At 62.8% G+C, this 22440-nt stretch carries 18 protein-coding genes; 11 read left to right on the top strand and 7 right to left on the bottom strand.

The genetic code is table 11. The features are described 5' to 3' along the window. The first annotated feature begins 203 nt into the window (after positions 1-203). From P6U23_RS17465 to P6U23_RS17455, 3 genes are read left to right on the top strand one after another with little or no spacing between them, the layout of a single operon-like run. Positions 204-1997 carry a peptide ABC transporter substrate-binding protein gene (locus P6U23_RS17465; protein ID WP_407180940.1) on the top strand — a complete coding sequence of 598 codons (1794 nt, stop codon included), beginning with the start codon at positions 204-206 and terminating at the stop codon, positions 1995-1997. Positions 1998-2049: 52 nt separating this feature from the next. Beyond that, positions 2050-3009 (top strand): ABC transporter permease, encoded by a 960-nt coding sequence (locus P6U23_RS17460; protein WP_407180939.1) that lies wholly within the window; start codon positions 2050-2052, stop codon positions 3007-3009. Further along, positions 2975-3916, top strand: a complete 942-nt coding sequence (locus tag P6U23_RS17455) for an ABC transporter permease (RefSeq protein ID WP_407180938.1) — start codon at positions 2975-2977, stop codon at positions 3914-3916. Before P6U23_RS17460 ends, P6U23_RS17455 begins: the two co-directional genes overlap by 35 nt. Before the next feature lie 97 nt (positions 3917-4013). On the opposite strand, the gene P6U23_RS17450 is transcribed toward P6U23_RS17455, so the two are convergent. The 4 genes from P6U23_RS17450 to P6U23_RS17435 form a co-directional block, all read right to left on the bottom strand. Further along, positions 4014-6401 carry a membrane-bound PQQ-dependent dehydrogenase, glucose/quinate/shikimate family gene (locus P6U23_RS17450; RefSeq protein ID WP_407180937.1) on the bottom strand — a complete coding sequence of 796 codons (2388 nt, stop codon included), beginning with the start codon at positions 6399-6401 and terminating at the stop codon, positions 4014-4016. 186 nt (positions 6402-6587) lie between these two features. Continuing rightward, positions 6588-7994: a dihydropyrimidinase gene (hydA, locus tag P6U23_RS17445; RefSeq protein WP_407180936.1), complete on the bottom strand. Its 1407-nt coding sequence runs from the start codon at positions 7992-7994 to the stop codon at positions 6588-6590. 33 nt (positions 7995-8027) lie between these two features. Further along, positions 8028-8792 (bottom strand): aspartate/glutamate racemase family protein, encoded by a 765-nt coding sequence (locus tag P6U23_RS17440; protein ID WP_407180935.1) that lies wholly within the window; start codon positions 8790-8792, stop codon positions 8028-8030. An 11-nt stretch (positions 8793-8803) separates the two neighbouring features. Then, positions 8804-9478 carry a GntR family transcriptional regulator gene (locus tag P6U23_RS17435; protein WP_407180934.1) on the bottom strand — a complete coding sequence of 225 codons (675 nt, stop codon included), beginning with the start codon at positions 9476-9478 and terminating at the stop codon, positions 8804-8806. 335 nt (positions 9479-9813) lie between these two features. Here P6U23_RS17435 and P6U23_RS17430 point away from each other — a divergent pair, with 335 nt between their 5' ends. The 4 genes from P6U23_RS17430 (at position 9814) to P6U23_RS17415 (ending at position 13300) form a co-directional block, all read left to right on the top strand. After that, a complete protein-coding gene (locus P6U23_RS17430; protein ID WP_407181498.1) occupies positions 9814-10767 on the top strand; it encodes an ABC transporter substrate-binding protein in 954 nt (317 codons plus the stop codon). Then, positions 10751-11596 carry an ABC transporter permease gene (locus P6U23_RS17425; protein ID WP_407180933.1) on the top strand — a complete coding sequence of 282 codons (846 nt, stop codon included), beginning with the start codon at positions 10751-10753 and terminating at the stop codon, positions 11594-11596. Before P6U23_RS17430 ends, P6U23_RS17425 begins: the two co-directional genes overlap by 17 nt. A gap of 4 nt (positions 11597-11600) precedes the next feature. Beyond that, the gene (locus P6U23_RS17420) at positions 11601-12371 is read left to right on the top strand and encodes an ABC transporter ATP-binding protein (protein ID WP_407180932.1); all 771 of its coding nucleotides are present in this window, start codon (positions 11601-11603) and stop codon (positions 12369-12371) included. 206 nt (positions 12372-12577) lie between these two features. Next, positions 12578-13300, top strand: a complete 723-nt coding sequence (locus P6U23_RS17415; protein ID WP_407180931.1) for an aspartate/glutamate racemase family protein — start codon at positions 12578-12580, stop codon at positions 13298-13300. A 101-nt stretch (positions 13301-13401) separates the two neighbouring features. Here P6U23_RS17415 and P6U23_RS17410 read toward each other — a convergent pair whose 3' ends face one another. Continuing rightward, a complete protein-coding gene (locus P6U23_RS17410) occupies positions 13402-14610 on the bottom strand; it encodes a cytochrome P450 (protein WP_407180930.1) in 1209 nt (402 codons plus the stop codon). A gap of 382 nt (positions 14611-14992) precedes the next feature. Between P6U23_RS17410 and P6U23_RS17405 the strand changes: the two genes are divergently transcribed. The 4 genes from P6U23_RS17405 (at position 14993) to P6U23_RS17390 (ending at position 18460) form a co-directional block, all read left to right on the top strand. Beyond that, the gene (locus P6U23_RS17405) at positions 14993-16396 is read left to right on the top strand and encodes a TadE/TadG family type IV pilus assembly protein (RefSeq protein ID WP_407180929.1); all 1404 of its coding nucleotides are present in this window, start codon (positions 14993-14995) and stop codon (positions 16394-16396) included. Positions 16397-16406: 10 nt separating this feature from the next. Continuing rightward, positions 16407-16955, top strand: coding sequence for a TadE/TadG family type IV pilus assembly protein (locus P6U23_RS17400; RefSeq protein ID WP_407180928.1), 549 nt, complete (start codon positions 16407-16409; stop codon positions 16953-16955). A 13-nt stretch (positions 16956-16968) separates the two neighbouring features. Beyond that, positions 16969-17619: a TadE/TadG family type IV pilus assembly protein gene (locus P6U23_RS17395; protein ID WP_407180927.1), complete on the top strand. Its 651-nt coding sequence runs from the start codon at positions 16969-16971 to the stop codon at positions 17617-17619. Positions 17620-17797: 178 nt separating this feature from the next. Continuing rightward, the gene (locus P6U23_RS17390) at positions 17798-18460 is read left to right on the top strand and encodes a formyltransferase family protein (protein ID WP_407180926.1); all 663 of its coding nucleotides are present in this window, start codon (positions 17798-17800) and stop codon (positions 18458-18460) included. A gap of 276 nt (positions 18461-18736) precedes the next feature. On the opposite strand, the gene P6U23_RS17385 is transcribed toward P6U23_RS17390, so the two are convergent. Further along, the gene (locus P6U23_RS17385; protein ID WP_407180925.1) at positions 18737-20467 is read right to left on the bottom strand and encodes a thiamine pyrophosphate-binding protein; all 1731 of its coding nucleotides are present in this window, start codon (positions 20465-20467) and stop codon (positions 18737-18739) included. A gap of 9 nt (positions 20468-20476) precedes the next feature. Continuing rightward, positions 20477-22102 (bottom strand): FAD-binding dehydrogenase, encoded by a 1626-nt coding sequence (locus P6U23_RS17380; protein ID WP_407180924.1) that lies wholly within the window; start codon positions 22100-22102, stop codon positions 20477-20479. Between the last annotated feature and the right edge of the window lie 338 nt (positions 22103-22440).

Raw genomic sequence — 22440 nt, 5'->3', positions numbered from 1 at the left:
CATACGCGCGGGGCCTTCAAGGCTCGATGTTTCGCCGCTACCGACTTCCGTTGCCGCGCCGCAGAACGTTCGGCTTTTGGCCCAGGAGTTGGCCCGGATTCTGCTTTGACAGGCCCCGTCGAAGCTGATCCACTTTCGCCCCGCTCCAGGCTCAAGCATGGAGACGCGATGTGACGATCGAGCACCACCGTGGAGCCAATCCGATGAACGAGCGGGAACTTCGAAACCTGATCGCGAAGGTCAGGGACGGGCGCCTGTCGCGCCGCAGCTTCGTGCGCAGCATGGTTGCCCTTGGCCTCACCGCGCCGATGGCCGGCATGATGTTGAGCCAATCAGGGGTGGCAATGGCCGAGCCGTCGATCACCTACAAGCCGCCGAAGGCCGGCGGCGGCGGTCCGCTCAAACTGCTGCTCTGGCAGGCGCCGACCTTGCTCAATCCGCATTTTGCGGTGGGAACCAAGGACCAGGAAGCATGCCGCCTGTTCTACGAACCATTGGCCGGGTGGGACAAGGACGGCAATCTCGTGCCGATCCTTGCCGCCGAGATCCCGAGCAAGGAGAACGACGGATTAGCCGAAGACGGCCTGTCGGTCGTCTGGAAACTGAAGCGCGGCATCAAATGGCATGACGGCGCGCCCTTCACCGCCGACGATGTCGTGTTCAACTGGGAATATGCGAAAAATCCGGAGACCGCCGCCGTCTCCATCGGCAGCTACAAGGATATGAAGCTGGTCGAGAAGGTAGACGACCATACGGTGCGCGTGACCTTCGCGCAGCCGACTCCGTTCTGGGCCGACGCCTTTGTCGCTTCCTACGGCATGATCATTCCCAAACATCTGTTCGCGCAATTTGCGGGGAGCAAATCGCGGGATGCGCCGACCAATCTGAAGCCGGTCGGCACCGGCCCCTATCTGTTCGCCGATTTCAAGCCCGGCGACAGCGTCTCGGGCAAGCGCAATCCCGACTACCATCAGGCGGGTCGGCCCTATTTCGACACGGTCGAGATCAAGGGCGGCGGCGATGCCGTTTCGGCGGCACGCGCCGTGCTGCAGACAGGCGAATATGATTATGGCTGGAACATGCAGGTCGAGGACGAGATCCTGCTGAAGCTGGAAAATGGCGGCCAGGGCAAGGTGTCGCTCGTTCCGACCGGCAATATCGAATATATCGCGCTCAACGTCACCGACCCGAACGTCGAGGTCGATGGCGAGCGCGCGAGCATCAAGACCAAGCATCCGCTGTTCTCCGACCCTGCCGTGCGCGAGGCGATCAACCTGCTGATCGATCGCGCGTCGGTGCAGAAATTCATCTACGGTCGTGCCGGCATCGCTACGGCGAACTTCCTCAATAACCCCGAACGCTTCCGCTCGAAGAACACCAAATTCGAATTCAATATCGAGAAGGCCAATCAGATCCTCGAAGCGGCAGGGTGGAAGAAGGGCCCGGACGGCATTCGCGCCAAGGACGGTAAACAGCTCAAATTCACCTTCCAGACCTCGATCAACTCGCCTCGGCAGAAGAACCAGGCCATCGTCAAGCAGGCCTGTCAGAAGGCAGGCATCGACGTCGAGCTCAAATCGGTCGTCGCCTCGGTGTTCTTCTCCTCCGATACAGCCAATCCCGACACCTACTCGCATTTCTACTGCGATGCCCAGATGTATCAGACCACAATGCCGCAGGCCGATCCGCAGTTCTTCATGAACCAATTCACCTCATGGGAAGTGGCGACAAAGGAGAACAAGTGGCAGGGCCGCAATATCTCGCGCTGGCAAAACAAGGAGTATGATGACGTCTTTCGTCAGGCGCAGAGCGAACTCGATCCGGTGAAGCGCGCGGCGTTGTTCATCAAGCTGAACGATCTGGTCGTCGCCGACCATTACATTCTGCCCGAAATCAACCGCCCGCGCGCGACCGCACTAAAGAACGGCATGGTGTTGCATGAGAGCGGGTGGGACAACGATCTCTGGCAGATCGCGAATTGGTATCGCGAAGCATAGAGGGAGAGGCAAGGCGCCGCCGATAGCTCGATCTAATCTCAGCGGGGAAGTGATGGGAAACTATCTGCTCAGGCGACTTGTCATCGCGCTTCCCAGCCTGCTCGGCATCAGTCTCATACTGTTCGTGCTGCTCGCACTCGCCCCGGGCGATCCCTTCGGCGAGCTTGCGAGCAATCCGAACATTCCGCCGGAAGTTCGGGAAGCACTGCGGGTGAAGTTCGGGATCGATGATCCCATTCTCGTCCGCTACTTCCATTGGCTGGTGGCGATGCTGCATGGCGACTGGGGCTTTTCCTTTGCCAGCCGCGTCGATGTCGACCAACTCATCCTGCAGCGCATTCCAACGACGCTCTACGTTGTCGGCACGGCGCAACTCCTGGCACTCGCGGTGGCGCTGCCGGTTGGCGTCTATGCGGCGATGCGGCCCTACTCGATCTTCGACCAGATCGCCAATACCGTCGCCTTCATCGGCTTTTCGCTGCCGACATTCTTCACCGGCCTGCTCCTGATCCTGATCTTTTCCGTCAATCTGGGCTGGCTGCCGTTCGTCTATCGCGCCGATATTTCCGCCACCGGCTGGCACTGGTATTGGGAGTATTTCAAGCAGGCGATCATGCCGATTGCCGTGCTCGGACTGTTCCAGGCCGCCTCCTACACGCGCTATGTACGATCCGCGGTACTCGACGTGATCAGGCTGGATTACGTCATGGCGGCGCGCGCCAAGGGCATCGGCGAAGCCAACGTCATCGTCAAGCACGTGCTGCGCAATGCGCTGATCCCGGTGGTGACGCTGGTGGCGCTGCAGATGCCCAGCGTGTTCGGCGGCGCCATCGTCACCGAGCAGATCTTCCGCATTCCCGGCATTGGTTCGCTCCTGATCAGCGCGATCCTCGCCAACGACACGCCTGTCATCATGGCAGTCACCTTCGTGTTCGCCTGCCTCGTCGTCCTCTTCAACCTGCTCGCCGATATCATCTATGGTTGGCTTGACCCACGCATCTCCTACGGCTGAGGCGACCGCCCCGGCCGCCACGCGCGAGCCGCGCTTCTCGCCGGGCCGTGACGCTTTCCGGCGCTTCTGGCAGCACCGGCTCGCGGCGGCCAGCGTCGTGGTCCTGGCACTGCTCGCGCTATCGATCATTGTCGGGCCATTCCTCTGGCGCATTCCGATCAATGACATCGACTTTACGGCGCGCTTGAGCGCGCCCTCCTGGGAGCATCCGTTCGGCACCGACGATCTCGGCCAGGACCTATTGGCCCGGATGCTCTATGGCGGACGGATCTCGCTTGCGGTCGGTTTCGCCGCGATGGCGGTGGCGATGATTGCCGGCACCATCATCGGCGCCATCGCCGGCATGTCGCGCGGCGCGATCGATGCCGCGCTGATGTGGATCACGGACCTGTTCCTGTCACTCCCGCAATTGCCGTTGCTATTGCTGGTGATCTATCTGTTTCGCGATTTCCTCAAGGGCCTCGTTGGTCCGGAAGGCGGCGTCTTCATCATGATCGTGCTGGTGATCGGCGCCTTTCGCTGGATGCCGGTGGCCCGCCTGGTGCGGGCGCAGTTCCTCTCCTTACGCGAAGCAGAGTTCGTCGAAGCCGCCCGCGCGCTCGGGGCCTCCGATCTCAGGCTGGTGATCAGGCATATCCTGCCCAACGCGCTGGGGCCGGTGATCGTCGCCGGCACCATCGACGTGGCGGCGGCGATCATCGCGGAATCGACGCTGTCGTTCCTGGGCCTCGGCTTTCCGCCAGATATCCCGACCTGGGGCCGCCTGCTCTATGATGCCAAGGATTATCTCGACATCGCGCCGCACTGGGCATTATTCGCGGGCGGTGCAATCTTTCTCACTGTCATCGCTATCAACTTCATCGGGGACGGCCTGCGCGATGCGCTCGATCCGCGCAAGGTGATGTGATGAAAGTTCGTATGGTGGGTTGAGCAACCGCGAAACCCACCGTTTCTCTCACCAGCACTTCGATGGGTTTCGCTTACGCTCAACCATCCTACGAGCCTCAAGGCAACGCGTAGGCCCGCACATAATCACCCAGCTTCGTGCCGAACGAGCCGTGGCCGCCGTCCACGGTGACGACATATTGCTTGCCGTCGACCTCATAGGTCATTGGCGTCGATTGGCCGCCGGCCGGGAGCCGGTCTTGCCATAACAGCTTGCCATCATTGACGTCGAAGGCGCGGATGTAGTCGTCCATGGTGCCCGTGAGAAACGCCACGCCGCCGGCGGTGACGATGGGGCCGCCGAGCATGGGCACGCCGAGCCTGAACGGCAGCGGCAGTGGCGCCTCGTCGCGGATGGTCCCGACGCGGTGCTGCCAGACGATCTTGTTGGTCTTCAAGTCGAGCGCCGCGAGACTGCCCCAGGGCGGCGCCATGCAGGGAATGCCGAGCGGCGACAGGAAAACGCCGAGATCCACGCCATAAGGCGTGCCGTACATCGGCTGCACCCCGAGCTCCGTACCCGGCGGGTGCGCGGAATTCGGTGCGGCCGGATTGTTTTCGCCGCGCGGCACAAGGCGCGAGACGAACGGCACAGATTGCGGATTGGCGATGGCGATTGCGCGCTTGGGGTCGACCGCAATGCCGCCCCATTCGAACATGCCGAAATCGCCGGGATAGACCAGCGTCCCCTGCTCCGATGGCGGCGTGAACGGCCCCTCGTAACGCAGCCGCTTGAATTTGACGCGGCACATCAACTGGTCGAACATCGTGCTGCCCCACATCTGCGCCTCGGTGAGCTTCTCGCGCGGGCGGAAGCTCAGATCCGAGAATGGCTGCGTCGGCGCGGCGTGATCGCCGGGCGCGGCACCCTGCGGCACCGGCTTCTCCGGCGCCGGCACCAAGAGGCGCCCGTCGCGGCGGTCGAGCACGAAGATATTGCCGGTCTTCGCCGGGACATAGATCGCGGGCGTCACGCCCTGATCGGTGTGCAGGTCGACCAGGCTCGGCTGCGAGGGCATGTCCATGTCCCAGAGATCGTGATGGACGTTCTGGAACGACCAGCGCAATTTTCCGGTCGCGATGTCGAGCGCCACCAGCGCCGAGTCGTAGCGCTCGTTATCCTGCGTGCGATTGCCGGCCCAGATATCGGGCGAACTCGAACCGAGCGGCTCGTAGACCAGACCGAGGTCTTCGTCGACGGAAGCGACCGCCCAGGAGTTCGGTGATCCCGGGACGAAATGGTGGGTTTCGGACGGCATCTCATTGGGATCGGGATTTCCGGCATCGAACACCCAGATCAGCTTGCCGGAATAGATGTCAAAGCCGCGGATGGCGCCGGACGGCACGCGGTCGGAATAATTGTCGATCACGGCGCCCGCCATGATCAGCATCTTGTCGGTGACGACCGGCGGCGAGGTCCCTTCGTAGAAGCCGAGCGTCTTGATCTCGTTGCCCTCTTTCAGATCGATCTGGCCGTGATTGCCAAAGCCGTCGCAAGGCTTGCCGGTCTCGGCATCCAGGGCAAACAGCCTGCCATCGTCGGTCGGCAGAAAAATACGCTTGGGGCATTCGCTCGGCGCCGGTGCGCCGTCGGCGGTCACCGCGCCCGGCCTGGTCTCGTGGTAGGCGACGCCGCGACAGGTCATGTGCTGGAAGGTCTTGTTGTGCTCGATTTGCGGATCGAACTTCCAGCGCAGTTTGCCAGTGGCCGCATCAAGCGCGAACACGATCTGGTGCGGCGAACAGGTGTAGAGGAGATCGCCGACTTTCAGCGGGGTCGCCTCATTGGTGAATTCGTCGGGATCGTCCGGCCCCTTCTTGTCGCCGGTCTCGAACTGCCAGGCGAGCTTCAAATCATTTACATTGTCCTTGGTGATCTGGCTGAGGTCGGAATAGCGCGTGCCGAAGCCGGTGCCGCCATAGGCGGTCCAGTCTGCTCGTGCTGTCGCAGGCTCCGCAGATGGCGCATTGGCCGGGGCGGCATTGGCTTCGGCCGATAAGGTGCCGGCGATGTCGTAGCGGTCGGCGCGCAGCGAAAGACCGAGCACCACCAGCGCCAAGGCGAGTACGCCGCCGAGCGCGAGCCTGCCGAGGCGAGCGCCGGGCGCGAGATGCGAGGTGATGAACGGCAGCAGCAGCCAGACCCCGAGCGGGACGAGAATGTCGCCGCGCGGCGCCAGGGACCAGAAGTCGAAACCGACCTCGGAAATGGCCCATGCCATCGTTCCCAATAGCAGCGCCACATAGAGCCATAGCGCCTCGGCGCGGCGGATGGACAGGAGCCAGGCGGTGAGCAGCAGCGTAACCCCGGCGATCAGGTAATAAGTGGAGCCGCCCAAGAGCGCCAGCCAGGCACCGCCGGCGACCAGCGCGATGCCCATGATTGTGACCACCACCACAGTCAGCGTGAGCAGCGGCGCGCGCCGTGCCGTCTTCCTATCGGCCATGGTTTCGGGCTCCACGTCCATCAAGCGAAGACGGAACGAAAGATCCGGAAAGAGGTTCCTCGCGGCGCCGGTTTGGCGTGTAAGGGTCGAGCGAAAGCGAAGCCCATCGCGGGCGCAGAAAAATGATGGGTTTTCGCGGAGCCCGTCATCCGGCGCGCATTCGGGCGACGGGCGGGTCAGCCCATCCTACGACTGCTTGGCGAACGGCGACGGATCGCGGGCAAGATGTTGTCCGGCGCCCTTGCGGCCCACCAGCGCACCGTCGGCGACGACCGTCTCGCCGCGCACGAGCATCGTCACCGGCCAGCCGGTGACGTGCAGGCCCTCATAGGGCGTGTAGTCGGCGCCGTGATGCAGAATGTTCTGGCTGATCGTGACCTCCCGCGCGGGATCCCAGATCGCGATGTCGGCGTCGGCGCCAACCGCAATGGTGCCCTTGCGCGGATAGAGGCCGTAGGTCTTGGCGTGGTTGGTCGAGGAAAGCGCCACGAAGCGGTTGAGATCGATGCGGCCTTTCACCACGCCCTCGGAAAACAGGATCGGCAACCGCGTTTCGATGCCGGGAATGCCGTTCGGCACCCAGCGGAAGCTGGTGCGTCCCTTCGGGGCGAGCTTGCCCGTTTCGTCATAGCGGAACGGGCAATGATCGCTGGAGAACACGCTGAACACGCCCTGCTGCAGGCCCTCCCAGCACGCGGCCTGGCTTGCGGCGTCGCGCGGCGGCGGGCTGCAGACATATTTAGCGCCCTCCATGTTGAGGCCCTCCATGTCCTTTTCGGTCAGCACAAGATATTGCGGGCAGGTCTCGCCGGACACTTTCAGGCCACGCTGTTGGGCGCGGCGGATCTCCTCCATCGCGTCGCGGTTGGAGACGTGGACGATCATCACGGGCACATCGACCAGTTCGGCCAGCGCAATGGCGCGGTGCGTCGCCTCACGCTCGACCGGAATGGGGCGCGAGGTGCCGTGGAAATGCGGGGCGGTCTGCCCTAGCCGCTCCAGCCGATCGGTGAGAAAGCGGATGGCGTCGAAATTCTCGGCGTGCACCATCACCAGCGCCTGCGTTTCGCGCGCAACCGCCATCACCTCGAGGATCTGCCGATCACTCAGCGCGAGGTCCTCATAGGTCATGAACACCTTGAAAGAGGTGTAGCCGTCCTTGATCAGCGCCGGGAGTTCCTGGCCCAGCACCTGCTCGGAGGGATCGGAGATGATCAGATGAAAGCTGACATCGATGTAGCAGTTGCCCTCGGCCTTGGCGTGATAATCCTTAACCGCCTGGCGCAGGCTCTGGCCGCGCTCCTGCAGGCAGAACGGAAGTACCGTGGTGTTGCCGCCGAAGGCGGCGGCGCGCGTCGCGCTTTCGAAATCGTCGGCCATGACGATGCCGGGCCCGCTCGGCTGCGAGATATGCACGTGGCTATCGATGCCGCCGGGCAGCACCAGGCGGCCGCTGGCATCGATGATCTCTTTGGCATCGCCGAGATCACGGCCCAGCGCGGCGATGCGCCCGTCCCTGATGCCGACATCGCAAGCGAAGGTGTCGGAGGCTGTCGCCACGGTGCCGCCGCGGATGATGGTATCGAATGTCATGTCCTGATCCACCCTGCTGTGAGGATAAGCCGATCATTCGGCGGCGGACGCGATGTCGCGATGCTCGATCCAGGCCGCGAGCTTGTCGGAAAGGCCCCGCGTCGGCTTGGCAGCCGGCCGCCGGAACGCGCCCGCAACCGCTTTGCGAGGATGTAGCGTCACCAGCGCTTCCGCCTGCTTGACGGCGGCGGCGATGGGATCGACCAGCGGCACGGCCACGCGCTCGCGGACGCGCGATGCCAGTCCCGCAAGCGGCGCCCCGCCGAGAATGACCACCTCGGCCTCATCCTCGTCCACCGCCTTGTTGGCGAGCGCCACGAGCAGTTCTTCCTTCTCCTCCTGCACCTCGGCAATCGAGGCAAACGACTGGTCGAGGGCGCGTACGGCGCAGCAGCGCTCATCTAGCCCGTGCATCTCGACGCAATCGCGGTACCAGCCGGTCAAGGCCGCGGTGAAGGTGATGATGGCAAAGCGCCGGCCGAGCAGGCAGGCGGTCAGCATCGCCGCTTCCGACATGCCGATCACTGGAATGTCGAACAACTCCCGCGCGCCGAACAGGCCGGGATCGCCGAACGCCGCGATGATCGCCGCATCCGCGTCGCTGTGATGCTCGGCCAGCATCTCGATCGCGATGGCGCCGCCGATCTGCGCTTCCGCGCGGGTCGCCAGATAAGGAAGGCCGCGGCTGGCCGTCAAAGGCACCAGCTCGGTCCCCGGAGATGCCACCGCGCGCGCCGCGGCGGTGAGCAGGCCAGTGACGGGTTCGGTGGTATTGGGATTCAAGATCAAGATTCGCATATTGCGTCCTCTCACGCCGCCGCGGTGTTGGCCCGCGACCGCGCATCGGTGGCCAGCGCCTGCACCACCTCCCTGCCGGTATTCATGACGTGCTCGGCGAGCAGCCGGCCGGCGGCGTCCGCGTCGCGCGCCTCCAGCGCGGCAAGAATCCCGCGATGCTCCTGCACCGATTCGTCCCAGCGCCGTCGCGAGCCCAGTGCGGAATAGCGCGCCCATTCGGCGCGCGCGATCAGCCGCGCATGGGTCTCGCTGAGCAGCGGATTGCGCGCACCGCTCATGATCGCCTGATGCAGCGCTTGATTGAGCTTGAAATAGGGACCGATGTCGTTATCCGCGAAATGGCGCTCCATCTCCTCCTGCATGGCGGCGAGCTGCGCGATTTCCGCCGCATTCATACGCGCGGCGGCAAGCTCCGCGCCGTGGCGCTCGATTCCGCTGAGCGCCTCGAACAGGTTGACGATCTCCTCGGAGTTCATCACCGCGACCCGCGCGCTGCGGTTCTGGCGCAATTCCACGAGACCGTCGGCCGCGAGCAGCTTCAGTGCCTCGCGGAGCGGCGTGCGCGACAGTCCGAGCAGCGCGCACAGCTCGGCCTCAATGAGCTCCGTCCCCTGGGGCAGCTCGCCGAAAACGATGAGTCTGCGCAGCCGCTCGACGGCGCGCTCGTGCAAGGCTACCCGGCGCAAACGCAAGCTCTGGCCGACCCCTTGATCGATGCTGCTTTTGCGCGGACGGCCGCGTTTCCTCGGTTGTCGCTCCAAAACCTATTCCTCCGAAGCCTCATCTATTGCAGGAAGGGACGTGGTTTTCTCGCCTTTATTATAGACAAAACCTGTTTGTTTCATAGTCACTTGGCACAAATTGTATGCAGCATTCAAAAATTCCTTGCGAGTGCATTTTTCTCCTGCGAGGCTCGCGCGCAACGCCGGTTCTACCAAAGCTCGTTTGGAGGTTCTTAATCGTGCGAAAGAAGCTCTCCGCCGCCTTCGCTCTCAGCCTTGTCGCGGGCCTGCTCGGCGCAATGCCCGAACGCTCCTGGGCGGACGGCGCGCCGATCAAGCTCGGCTACGCCAAATGCGCGCACTGCCTGCCGATGGCGCTGACACCAGGGCTCGCGCAAGGCGTGACCATCGAGGCCACCGGCTTCAATTCCGGCAACGATGTGCTGACCGCACTCGTCTCGAAGAGCATCGACGTCGCGCAGGTCACCTATCTCCACTATGTTACCGCGCTCGATAAAGGCTTTGATGTCGTCGCCATATCTGGCGAGGTGAACGGCGGCTCGGAATGCCTCTCCGCGCCCGCACTCAATCTGCCCAAGGGCGACTGGACAGCCTTCAAGGCGCTGATCGAGAAGGGCAAGGCGGCCGGCTCCCCGCTCAAGGTGGCGGCATCGCGCGGCAACGCGCAGGACATTCACATGCGCGGCGCCTTCGCCAAGCAGGGCATCGACGTCAACAAGGACGTCCAGTTCGTCAACATTCCCAACCCGTCCGACCACATCGCCGCACTCCGGCGCGGCGAGATCGACATGGTCTGCTCGGTCGAGCCCTTCGCCTCCCAGATCCGCGCGGCCGGCGCGGGCAATTCCTTCGTGCTGCCCTACGACCAGGCCGCGGGAAACCTGACCAACATCATCGTGACCCGGTCCGACGTGATCGCCGCGCGCCGCGCCGACGTTCAGGCAACGGTCGCGGCCGTGGTCGCCATGGTCGACAAGATCAAGGCCGATAGAAGCGTGTGGGCCGACGTCATCGTCAAACAGACGGGACTGGACAAGACAATCGCCCAAGCCGCGCTCGACAATGCCTTCCCGGATTACGCCATCCACAAGCCGGAGACGATCGCGATCGCGAAGATGATGAAGGATCTGAAATATGTCGCGACCGACGTGACGCCGCTGATCGACAAGACCAGCGACTATACCTTCCTCGAAGCTGTGACGAAGAGGTCGAAGAATGAGCTCGGCTATTGAGCTGACCGGGCGTATCGCCGCGCTCCCTAAACTCGGACGACGGTTCGACCGCATCATCGTCCCGGCGCTGCTGCTCGCGGGCTGGGAAGCCTTCGCGCGCGCCGGCTTTCTGCCGCCGGCGCTGCTGCCGGCGCCAACCGCCGTGCTGCACGCGCTCGCCGACTGGGTCTTTGGCATCGACCAGACCACGCAGAGCTATTCCGCCCATTGGCTGCATGATGCCTATTCCTCCGCCTGGCGCGTGGCGACCGGCTTTGCCATCGCCGCGCTGGCCGGCATTGCGCTCGGCACCACCATCGGCTGGTGGCGCACCGCTGAAGCCACGCTCGAACCGACCTTGCAGATGCTGCGGCCGATCCCGCCGGTGTCCTGGATTCCGCTGGCGATCATCTGGTTCGGCATCGCCGACAAGCCGGCGATCTTCCTCGTATTCCTCGGCGCGTTCTTCCCGATCCTGATGAACACCATCCATGGCGTGAAGGCCGTCGACCGCAACCTGATCCGGGCCGGCGCGATGATGGGCGCCTCCGAACGGCAGATGCTCTGGCACATCGTGCTGCCGGCCGCCCTGCCCTCCATTTTTGCCGGCTTGCGCATCGCGATCGGCTCGGCCTGGATGCTCACGGTCACAGCCGAAATGGTCGCGGTAAAGAGCGGGCTCGGTTATGTGCTGTGGGATTCCTATTATTTCCTGCGCTACGACATCGTGCTGGCGGCGATGATCTCGATCGGCGTGCTCGGCTTCGTATCCGATCTCCTGATCAAGCAGCTCATGAACGCGGTGCTGCACTGGCAGAAGGCGACGACCGTCGCCGGCCGTGGAGGCTAGGGCGATGGCCGAGATCAGCATCGAAGGGATCAGCAAGATCTTCCACGACAAATCGCGCGGCCGCGACGTCGCGGCGCTCGACGATATCAATCTCTCGATCGCCAGCAATGACTTCGTCTGCCTGCTCGGCCCCTCCGGCTGCGGCAAGTCTACCCTGCTCAACATCATCGCCGGTTTCGAGAAACCGACGCGCGGTCGCGTCAACGTCGATGGCAAGCTCGTCGAATCCCCCGGTGCCGACCGCGGCGTGGTGTTTCAGCAGCCGACCTTGATGCCATGGCTGACGGTGTCGGAAAACATCGCCTTCCACCTCAAGCTCAAGGGCGTCAGCAAGGCCGAGCGGCGCGAGCGGGCACAAGCGTTCATCGATATCGTCGGGCTGAAGGGGTTTGAGGCGCACTACCCGGCCGAATTGTCCGGCGGCATGAACCAGCGGGTCGGCATTGCTCGTGCGCTGATCATGAATCCACGGGTCATCCTGATGGACGAGCCCTTCGCTGCGCTCGATGCGCAAACCAAGAGTGAGATGCAGGAAGAGCTGGTCGGCATTTGGCAGCGGCATCGCGGCACGATCGTGTTCGTGACTCACAGCGTCGACGAGGCGCTGGTGCTCGGCAACAAGATCGTGGTGATGACGCGACGGCCCGGGCGCATCCGCGACCTCGTCGAATTCGACCTGCCGCGTCCGCGCGACGTGACGGGAGCGGAATTCAACGATATGAAGCGCTACGTGTTGAACCTGATTAAAGAGGTCGCCGCCAAAGAGGCGGCGTGATCTCAAATCGGGGTCGGCGACTGGTCTACCTCTCCCATCGGGAGAGGTCGGCGTAGAGCCGGGTGAGAGGTTACGGTGTCTCCTGAGAGCTGCGGCCCCTCACCCGATTTGCTGCGCAAATCGACCTCTCCCCGTCGGGGAGAGGTCGGGCCTTGCTGCCGCTATCGAGGCTAACCTATCCTTCAGCTCTCTTTTTGGACCCTCCCATGCCTCCTCCCGTGCGCCTTGGCATGCTGACGCCGTCGTCCAACACCGTGCTCGAGCCGATGACGGCGGCGATGCTCGCGGGTGTTCCGGATGTGAGCGCGCATTTCTCCCGCTTTCGCGTCACCGAAATCGCGCTGTCGGATCAGGCGCTGCAGCAGTTCGACGACACCGAATTGTTGCGCGCAGCCGAACTGCTGGCGCACGCCAAAGTCGATGTCATCGCCTGGAACGGCACCTCGGCCGCGTGGCTCGGCTTTGATCGCGACGAGCATTTGTGCGAACGCATCCGCGCCGCGACCGGCATTACCGCCTGCACCTCGGTCCTTGCTTTCCGAGACCTGTTTGAGCGAACCGGCGCCCAGCGCGTCGGCCTGGTGACGCCCTATCTGGACGACGTGCAGAGCAAGATCATGGCCAATTGGTCGGCCGCGGGTTTTGCCTGCACAGCGGAGCGGCATCTCGGCTTGCGGGACAATTTCTCCTTTGCGACCGTGCTCCCTGAGGAGATTGCCGCGATGGCACGCGCGGTGGTCGCCGAGGGCTGCGATGCGGTCGCCATCGTCTGCACCAATATGCGCGGCGCGGCGATCGTCCCCGCGCTGGAGAGCGAGCTCGGTGTGCCCGTCTACGACTCCGTGGCCGTGACGCTCTATCAGAGCCTGCGCCTCGCCGGATGCGATCCGCGCGCCATCAGGGGCTGGGGCAGCCTGTTTTCTGCCTAAAGCGCGATGAGATTAGGTCGAATCGCCATCGCGCCTTAGATTCTTGTTTGAGCATGATCTTTTCGGAAAACCGCTTCGCACTTTTCCGGATCATGCTCTAATCAAGACGCCGCCACGACCGGCAGCTTGTCGATCGCCCGCAGACCCGGCTGACGGCGCCAGCGGATGTCCGCGGGCTTTGCCGCCAGCCGCAGCTTCGGCCAGCGGGTGAACAGCGCCTGCAGGCCGGCCTGCGCCTCGATGCGCGCAAGCTGATGGCCGAGGCAGAAATGGATCCCGGTGCCGAACGCAAGATGCCGGTTCGGCCGGCGCGAGAGGTCGAGCTGTTCCGGATGTTCGTTCGCGGCAGGATCGAGGTTCGCGGCGACGATCATGGCCATGATCTTGTCGCCCTTCTTCAGACGCACGCCCTCGAGCGCGAGGTCCTGCCGCACGTAGCGCGGCTTGGAGAATTGCACCGGCGAGACGAAGCGCAGGAATTCCTCGATCGCGAGAGGCAGCCGGCTCCAATCGGATGCGAGCCAGTCCCGGCGCGAGGGGTCTTTCAGAAGCTCGAACACCGAGCCGCCGATCAGATGCGTGGTCGTATCCGATCCCGCAACGAGCAGCAGGAACAGCATGGAGACCAGCTCGTTGGCGCTGATGCCGCCGCCCTCGCCTTCCACCCGCACCAGCTCGGCAATCAACCCTTCGCCGCCTCGCGCACGCGCAAATGCCAGCCGCTGCTCGAAATAGCGGCGCATCTTCTTGACCACCGAAATCAGGCGAAAGAAGCTGATCGGGCCGGTGAGCCGCGACCGCGCATTCGCCCAGGCAATGAATTGCGGCCGATCTTGCTGCGGCAGGCCAAGCAGCTCACAAATCACCGACAGCGGCAGGATGCGCGCAAAGCGCGCCACGAGGTCCGCCGGCTCACCATCCGCGAACAGCTCATCGGCCAGCCGATCGGCAATGGCGCGAATGTGCGGCTCCATATCCAGTATCGCGCGACGGCGGAAGGCTTCATCAACGATACCGCGCAGACGCGTATGGTCCGGCTCGTCGGTGGTGAGCATGTTGTTGGCGAGCACCGTAATGGACGACGGCATCCACCAGCGCAGCCCGGCCACCGTGCCGTCGTCCTTGCGCAAGCTGAAATTCGCAGAATCCTTCAGGACTTTGGCGGTCGCCTCATGGGTGGTGGTGACCCAGACCCGGCCCGTGATCGGAAAATGGCTCGCAACCACCGGCGCGGTTGCACGCAGCCGCGCAATGGCCGCGCCCGGATCACGAAAAAACGCCTCGCTCGCGAAGTCGACGCGCTGCTCCATGGGCTCCTCCCGGGGATGACTTGCGCCATCAAAATGGGACGCGCCAGCATGGCGACAAGATCGGAACCGACCGTTTTTCATTCGCCGGCCGGAGGTGAGCCAGCGACCGCGCGGTGAGTCTCGCCACCGATCGGCCTACCGCCGTTTTCTGCTCGGATGTTTAAGTGTCGTTAATGATGCTGCTTCAATCTGACGGAAGCTCATTTTGACCAGCCCATGTTCGTGGATTCCAAGTAAGCATTGCTTAACAGGGAACCTTCAGATTCCGCCTCCGCCGAAAGAGCCATTGGCGGAGGATATTTGATTGCCTTCTCCGATCCTCGATCCGCAACACGCCAGGGAAGCGCCTCTGCCGCAGCGACGGCAATCAGGATGAAGGTCAATGCTCCGCCGTTTAGTGCATCGTTTCGCCCGAAATCGCGAGGCCAATGTCGCCGTCATCTTCGCGATCATGATGGTTCCGACGATCTATCTGCTGGGAATGGCGCTCGATTACACGCAAGCCTTGCGCAAGCAAGAGCAGTTGGACGCGGCGGCAGACGCGGCCGCAATCGCTGCCGTCAGGCCGGCGATGCTCACGCAGACCGATGACAGCATTGTCCAAGCGACCGCGGCGGCCGTCTTTGCGGCAAAGGCGAATCTTCCCGGCCTGACGGCAGTCCCAGTGCCGACAATCAACGTCGTCGATTCCGGACTCCAACGGACCGTCACAGTTTCATATACCGCACAGTCCATCAATAATTTTCCTGGCGTGCTTGGCACTCCGGCCTGGCCGATCAAGGGCTCGTCGACAGCGCAGGCATCGAGTGCGCCCAACATCAATTTCTATCTGCTGCTGGACGACTCGCCGTCCATGGCGATTGGAGCGACCCTGAAAGACATCGCGAACCTGCAAACCGCCACAAAAAATCAGCCCTCGTTCGCCGCAAACTGCGGATTCGCCTGCCATGAATTGCATCCCAACAGCGACCCCGGCGCAACCTCTACAACCAAGGATAACCTCAGCATCGCACGCTCGAACAATATCACGCTGCGGATCGATCTCGTGCAGAACGCCGTCAAACAATTACTTGTCGGACCATGGACGTGCCCGCAGGCGGGCGTTTCAGGCGGCGTCATGCAATGCATGTCAACTTTGAATAACACCACCTATAAGGCGGGGATCTACACGTTCGACCTCACCCTGAACACGATCCAATCGCTCACCAGTCCGTCCACCGCTGGAACGCAGATTTCCAACATCCAGCTTTTCACGGTCGACCATCATAACTGCGTCAATTTATCGACGAACTGCACCACCGACAATGGCACAAACATCGAAAGCGCACTGGCGGGCGTCAACGCCATCATGCCCGCGCCCGGCATGGGCACAAATCAGGCGGGCGATACCCCGCAGGAGGTGGTGTTCCTGGTCACCGACGGGGTTGACGACATGCTCGTCTCGAGCACTTCGGCCTGCAGCAGCCCTACTCCCTACAAGCTCAGCAGCACGAAGTATCGATGCCAGCAGCCGCTCAATCCATCGATCTGCACGACCATCAAGAACAAGGGCATTCGCATCGCGATTCTCTACACGGAGTATCTGCCGCTGAGCGACGGCTGGTACAACACGTATATTTCGCAATTCAACCAGCCTGATTCCTTAACGGGGCAGATCGCACAAAAACTGCAATCGTGTGCATCACCCGGCCTGTACGCAAGCGTCACGACCGGTGGTGATATTTCGGCGGCGCTGACGAACTTGTTCCTCAAGGTCGCGACAAGTACAGCCAGCCTCGTGCAGTAAGAAAAGCGCCATGATCGAAGTCGAAACCGCATCAGGAAAGAAACGCTACGCCGCCTTCGTCACCGACAGCAAGGGCGCCACGGCCGTCGAATTCGCGATCGTCGCCGCGCCGTTCCTCGCCCTCATCGTCGCGCTCATACAGACGTTTCTCGTCTTTTTTGCACAGGAGTTGCTCGAATCCGTGGTGCGTCAATCGAGCCGCCTCATCATGACGGGACAAGTGCAGTCGCAGCAGTTGGACCAGACCGGATTCGCGAAGAAGGTCTGCGGTCAGGTCGTCATCCTCTTCAACTGCGGTGGCTTGATGGTCGACGTGCAAGTCTCTCCCAACTGGTCTGCGGCGAACACGTCAATGCCCGTGCTGCAGTTCGATGCCCAGGGAAACGTGACGAACACCTGGCAATACAATGCAGGGAATGCGGGCGATATCGTTGTTGTCCGGGTCATGTATCAGTGGCCGGTCTTCATGGGGCCTCTCGGTTTCAACCTGTCAAACCTACCGAACGGCAACCGACTGATCATGGCGTCCGCCGCGTTCCAGAATGAGCCGCAATCCTAGAAGGGATTCGTGTATGACCAGCTTTTCATTTCGCGCGCGGGAGTTATGGAGCGACGCCAATGCCGTGGCAGCGACCGAGTTCGCCATCGTGCTGCCGTTCATGTTACTGCTTTACATCGGCGGCGTCGAACTCGGGAATGGAATGGCGATCAACGTCAAGGTCAGCGAAACGGCGCACTCCGTTGCCGATATGGTTTCGCAGAACACCCAGATTAGCGCGGCTCAGATGCAAAACATTCTTGGCGCTTCGACGGCAATAATTGCGCCATATCCAGTCGCCGATAGCAAGGGCAACCCGCTCATCACGGTCACGGTGTCTGAGGTCTCGACAGACGCCAATGGCAACGCGACGGTTCAATGGAGTCAATCGACCAGTCCGACCGGAGCGAGGCCTTATCTTCAAAAGATGACATTATCCTCATTCACCACAAGCAATCCCAGCAACGCCAACATTTCGCTCATTCTGGCCGAGGTTTCTTATGCCTACACACCCAATCTCGGCTACACGGTCGCGGGGACCGTGACGCTTTCCGACAGCTATTACTTGTTTCCGCGCTGCTCGACGAACGGCCCTAGCACTTCAAACTTTCCCTACTATGACGTCAAATTAACATCTTCCGTGACCTGTACCTGCATTCAACATCTACAACAGAAGATCTGCTAGTCTGCTCGGTTCGACCGCGCCATCGCAGGACAGTGATGCTTTGCGACAGCTACTACTTGTAGTCGCGCCAATCGACCTTCGTTCCGCTGTAGACGTCTTGCGGTCCATGGTTGACGCGATCTTTACGCCCGCGTGCGACATTCTGACTCGAAGATCAGTCTGTGCGCCCGGGGTGCCGATGTTCGACAGCATCATTCTCCTCACCGAGCCGCCCGAGCAAATGGCGCTGGCGGCCGTTTTGCGCGCGCGCAATCCTGTGCTCACCATTCATCCCGTGGCGACACCGGATCAATTCGCGGAATTCGACCAAGCGACGCTGGCGCAAAGCCGCCTGCTTGCTTTCGCAACAACGGTGATCGTGCCGCCGCAGGTGCTGAGCGGTCTCGGCTTTGGCGCCTATAATTTCCATCCCGGCCCGCCGCGCTATCCCGGCTGGGCGCCGGCCCATTTCGCGCTGTACGAACAGGCGAGCGAATTCGGCGTGACCGTGCATGAAATGGCGCAGCGGGTGGATTCGGGGCCAATCTTGAACGTGGTGCGGTTTCCGATCCCTCCAGGCGTCGACGTGCTCGGCCTCGAAGAGCTCGCTTACGCGCACCTGGCGCGGCTGTTCTGGAAGCTGGCGGAGCGGATGGCCTGCGATCCCGCGCCACCGCCGGCCTCCGAGTTGCGGTGGAACGGCACCAAATATTCACGACGCACCTATCGCGCGATGTGCGATATCCCGCTCGATATCACCAAGGAGGACCTCGAACGGCGCCTGCGCGTGTTCGGCGGCAATCATTTCGGCATGGCCCCGACCATTCGCTTGCACGGCGTGGAATTTCGCGCCGTGGTGTGATCGCGGTTCACGACCCCCGCCTTAAGCTGGCGGTCCAGATGGTGGACAATCCTTTTGTCATTCCCCGGAGCATGACCGTGTCGGACCGACACGAACTCGCAGCCATAACCGTCGCCCTGAGGTGCTCGCGACAGCGAGCCTCGAAGGGCGACGGCCCGGCTGCTGCAGCGGAGCCGTTCATCTTTCGAGTGTCGCGGACCCCGTCATCGGGCCGCGCTCGCGCCTCAGGATGGCGGATCGAGATTGACGTTTGATTCAGTCCTGAGCGAACACATTCTAACCCACCACGTGCCGCACCGCCGCCCGCGCCAGAAAGCGCAGCTTCTCGTTCAGCGGGAAGCGCCCGAAATTGGTCTTCACCGCACCCAGCGTAAAGGCGGTGCGCTTGGAATAATCGATGCGTACGGCAACGATCACAGGACGGCCCGCGTTCGCGATCTCCCGCGCCTTGCTGATTGCACCCGCGATTTCACTATTGTCGTTCATCGGCATATAGGCCGCGCCGGTTGCGAGCGCGACGCCCTCGATGTTCAGCTTGCCGATGGTGGTGCAGGGCTTGCGCCCATAGGGAATGGCCTGGGCCTGCCCGATCTGCGCCAGCTCGCCGTCGTTGAAGACGTAATAGACGACGCCGAGACCGTTGGAGGCGGCGGTCAGGATCTCCATGCAGGTCATCATGAACGCGCCATCACCGACGATCGCCTGCACGGAGCGGTCGGGGAATGCGAGCTTGGCGCCGATCGCCGCCGGCACCGCGTAGCCCATGCAGTTGAAGTCGGTCGGCAGGATCACGCTTTTCGGAGCGTGGATGGGCATCAGCTCGGCCGTGAGAAAGGTGTGATTGCCATCATCGATGGCGAGGATGCCGTCGTCGGGCATCTGGCGCCGCAACTCTTCAAAGAAGCGCACGGGATTGACAAGGCCATTCGCATCGTGCCGATACCAGCTCTCACGATAGGCGGCCTTGTCCTTCCTGATCTGCTCGCGCAATGCGCCCTGGGCACGCCCGGCTCCCCTTGCCTGCAGCGTCTCCAAGAGCTGCCTCAACACGGCGCGTGCATCGCCGGCGAGCGCGACCTTGGCCGGATAGTTGGCGTTGAAGACGTCAGGGTTGATGTCGATATGGATCAGATTCTCCGGCACGCTGGCGCCATAGCTGCCGGTTGCGATCTCGGCAAAACGTGTGCCGATGGCAACCATGGCATCGCAACCCCTGAACGCGTTCTGCGCAGACGGGACAGCCGAGGCGCCGAAGCCAAAGCCCGCGTGCAGCGGATGATTTCCAGGGAAGACCGAAAGGCCCTGCAAGGTCGTCGCCACCGGCGCCTCCAGCCATTCGGCCAATGCGATCAGTTCGGCCGTCGCATCGCGGGCGCCCCAACCCGCGAAGATGCCGGGACGCTTGGCGGCCAGCAGCAATTCCGCCGCCCGCGCGATCTCTGCGCTCGCTTGGATCGGCGGCGGCTTTGGCGGCTGAAACTGAGGCAGTTCACCGATGTCCTCGGTCATCAGAAGAATGTTGACCGGCAATTCCACGAACACCGGTCCCGGCTCGCCGGAGGTCGCGATCGTGTAGGCCTCAAAGAGCGTCGGCACGACCTCGTCGTGGCGCGTGACCCGAAAGGTCGCCTTGGTCAGGCCGCCCATGAATTTGTGCGTGTCCATCTGGTGCAACTGATAGCGATGGGAGGTGTCGGTGCGCGGACCGCCCGAGAGCACCAGCATGGGCACGCCGTCGAGAAAGGCTTCGCCGATGCCGCTTGCGGCATGCGTCAATCCCGCGGCGGGCACCACGGTCAGCACGCCGATGGAATCGGTGAGGCGGCCTATGGCATCCGCCATGAAGGAGGCACCGCCTTCATGCGTGACCAGCACCTGGGTGATGCGGTTGGAGTTGTTAAGTGCGTCGTAGAGCTCGGTGGTGTGCACCCCGGGAATGCCGAAGGTGAAGCGCGCGCCGATCTGCTCCAGCGCGTAAACCGTGAGCCACGCTCCCGTTCTCTTCATCTTGTCCCCTCATCCCTTCAGAAAAGACATTCTGCCATCGATCGCGGCCGCCGCAATCCGGCCTGAGAGAATGCAGCCGCCGAGAAAGGTGCCTTCGAGGGCGCGCAGGCCGTGCATGCCACCGCCGCCAAAGCCCGCGGCCTCGCCGATCGCATACAGTCCCTCGATCGGGCGGCCAGCGCCGTCAAGCACCCGACTCGATAGATCAGTCTGGATGCCGCCGAGGCTCTTGCGGCTGATGATGAATTCACGAACCGCGATCAGCGGCAATGCTTTTGCGTCGTTGATCGGCTGGAACTTGCACAGGCGGATGCGGTCGCCGCGATACTTTCGCAAATAAGCGATGCGGCGGAGCTGCTCGTCGTTCATCAGGCTCTCGCCGCGCGCGATCGTCGCATCATACTGACGCACGGCATTCTCGACGGCCCCAAGCTCGACCGACCGATCGCCTTGCAGCTCATTCATCTTGTCGACGAGTTCAGGCAGCGAGTTCGCGGTGACGAAATCCTGGCAATGGTCGATCATCTCGTTCACCAGCCAACGATTGCCGAACAGAATGTCGCGCAAGAATCCGAGCCGGTTCTTGTCCCGGATCGAGGGATTGAACTCGGCACCCGAAATCGCGAGCTCCTTCAGTGCAATCTTCCGGTTCATGAGCTGCCAGGAGTATTTGCGCTCCTGCGCGCAGATGGCGGTCACCAGTCGGCGCGTGTCGAAACCGGATACCAATGGCTGCGGGCCGATCCGTTCACCCCGCCAGTTGAGCCACAGTGCCGAGCGGGGTGGCACCAGCGATAGCCCATGATTGGGCTTGCGGGGCCGCGGATGGTGCACGCCGGCTGCATAGTTCCACATCCTGTCCAGATGCGTCAGCACGCCTCCAATCGCCGCCGTCGCGTCATGCAGCTTCCCGTCGGCAAAGCGATGCGAGCCGTTCAGCAACTCGGCCGGCGGCGCGCCCCAATCGCGATGCCAGTTCTGGCGCACCCGTTCCAGGTCGCCGTTGATGCCGCCGGACGCCAAGACGACCTGTTCGGCCTCGGCTTCGAAGGCCGTGCCGCTCCTCTCGTCGATCCCTGCCGCGCCCTGGATACGGCCGGCCCGCAAGGCGAGCCGCTCGGCGCGGTGATTGAAGCAAAGCGTGAGCCGGCCGGCGTTCGGGTGCGTCCGCAAGGCCGCGATCAACGCATCCGCGATGCCCCTGCCGGTGCCCCAGGCGATATGAAAGCGCGGCACCGAATTGCCGGGGGCGAATTCGCCGCGCTCGACCCAATTGACGACGGGCAGGAAGCTCACGCCATGGCGGCGCACCCACCGATAGACATCGGCGGTACAACGCTCGATATATGCCTCGGCCCAGGCGCGCGGCCAGTGATCGTCAGGCGGAAATTCCGCAAAGCTGAACCAGTCGCGCAGGGCCAGGTCGCGGGAATCCCGAATGCCCTGGCGGCGCTGCTCGGGCGAATCGACAAAGAACATGCCGCCAAAGCTTTCGCGCGCAAGCGCTCCGAAGCTGCCCTCCTCGTCGCGGTCGAGCAGCGTCACCGTCTTGCCGCCATCGAGCAGGTCGAGCGCGCATGTGATGCCCGCGATCCCGCCGCCGATGATCAAGACATCGCTCCGATGATGAGGCATGTCCGGCCCCGCCCCCTACTTTGCGCTTTCCTCGACCTCGCCTTAAGCACTCTTCCGGCGCTTCGGCTTCGCCACCTTGCGCGTAGCACGCTTTGGGGCCTCTGTGGATTGGCCCGGATCAATCGCACCACCCCTTCCCACGGCGGCCCTCCGGCCTGGGTTTGGAAGGATTGGTAAAGGCGAGGTTAATCGGCACGCGCCCGCCTACATGCCCGCAGCAATAAATCTCGCAGGTTTTTCCGTGCCCTTTGCCGCCAACGGCTCGTCCAATAGGCGGAATGAGAGCATAAACCAACATTGCTGGAGATTTTACTAAGGCGGCTTAACCGTTTCTCCAG

It is taken from the genome of Bradyrhizobium sp. STM 3562, assembly GCF_045571435.1.
Taxonomy (GTDB): domain Bacteria; phylum Pseudomonadota; class Alphaproteobacteria; order Rhizobiales; family Xanthobacteraceae; genus Bradyrhizobium.
The sequence above is the reverse complement of the archived record's forward strand: the minus strand, read 5'-3'. Positions and strand labels throughout refer to the sequence as shown.

What these genes read in the sequence shown, in the direction of transcription:
- P6U23_RS17420 (WP_407180932.1), top strand. Translation starts at nt 11,601, where the DNA reads ATGGCCGAGATCAGCATCGAAGGGATCAGCAAGATCTTCCACGACAAA.
- P6U23_RS17380 (WP_407180924.1), bottom strand. Translation starts at nt 22,102, where the DNA reads ATGCCTCATCATCGGAGCGATGTCTTGATCATCGGCGGCGGGATCGCG.
- P6U23_RS17390 (WP_407180926.1), top strand. Translation starts at nt 17,798, where the DNA reads ATGTTCGACAGCATCATTCTCCTCACCGAGCCGCCCGAGCAAATGGCG.
- P6U23_RS17460 (WP_407180939.1), top strand. Translation starts at nt 2,050, where the DNA reads ATGGGAAACTATCTGCTCAGGCGACTTGTCATCGCGCTTCCCAGCCTG.
- hydA (WP_407180936.1), bottom strand. Translation starts at nt 7,994, where the DNA reads ATGACATTCGATACCATCATCCGCGGCGGCACCGTGGCGACAGCCTCC.
- P6U23_RS17395 (WP_407180927.1), top strand. Translation starts at nt 16,969, where the DNA reads ATGACCAGCTTTTCATTTCGCGCGCGGGAGTTATGGAGCGACGCCAAT.
- P6U23_RS17450 (WP_407180937.1), bottom strand. Translation starts at nt 6,401, where the DNA reads ATGGCCGATAGGAAGACGGCACGGCGCGCGCCGCTGCTCACGCTGACT.
- P6U23_RS17465 (WP_407180940.1), top strand. Translation starts at nt 204, where the DNA reads ATGAACGAGCGGGAACTTCGAAACCTGATCGCGAAGGTCAGGGACGGG.
- P6U23_RS17425 (WP_407180933.1), top strand. Translation starts at nt 10,751, where the DNA reads ATGAGCTCGGCTATTGAGCTGACCGGGCGTATCGCCGCGCTCCCTAAA.
- P6U23_RS17400 (WP_407180928.1), top strand. Translation starts at nt 16,407, where the DNA reads ATGATCGAAGTCGAAACCGCATCAGGAAAGAAACGCTACGCCGCCTTC.
- P6U23_RS17410 (WP_407180930.1), bottom strand. Translation starts at nt 14,610, where the DNA reads ATGGAGCAGCGCGTCGACTTCGCGAGCGAGGCGTTTTTTCGTGATCCG.
- P6U23_RS17385 (WP_407180925.1), bottom strand. Translation starts at nt 20,467, where the DNA reads ATGAAGAGAACGGGAGCGTGGCTCACGGTTTACGCGCTGGAGCAGATC.
- P6U23_RS17430 (WP_407181498.1), top strand. Translation starts at nt 9,814, where the DNA reads ATGCCCGAACGCTCCTGGGCGGACGGCGCGCCGATCAAGCTCGGCTAC.
- P6U23_RS17415 (WP_407180931.1), top strand. Translation starts at nt 12,578, where the DNA reads ATGCCTCCTCCCGTGCGCCTTGGCATGCTGACGCCGTCGTCCAACACC.
- P6U23_RS17440 (WP_407180935.1), bottom strand. Translation starts at nt 8,792, where the DNA reads ATGCGAATCTTGATCTTGAATCCCAATACCACCGAACCCGTCACTGGC.
- P6U23_RS17455 (WP_407180938.1), top strand. Translation starts at nt 2,975, where the DNA reads ATGGTTGGCTTGACCCACGCATCTCCTACGGCTGAGGCGACCGCCCCG.
- P6U23_RS17405 (WP_407180929.1), top strand. Translation starts at nt 14,993, where the DNA reads ATGCTCCGCCGTTTAGTGCATCGTTTCGCCCGAAATCGCGAGGCCAAT.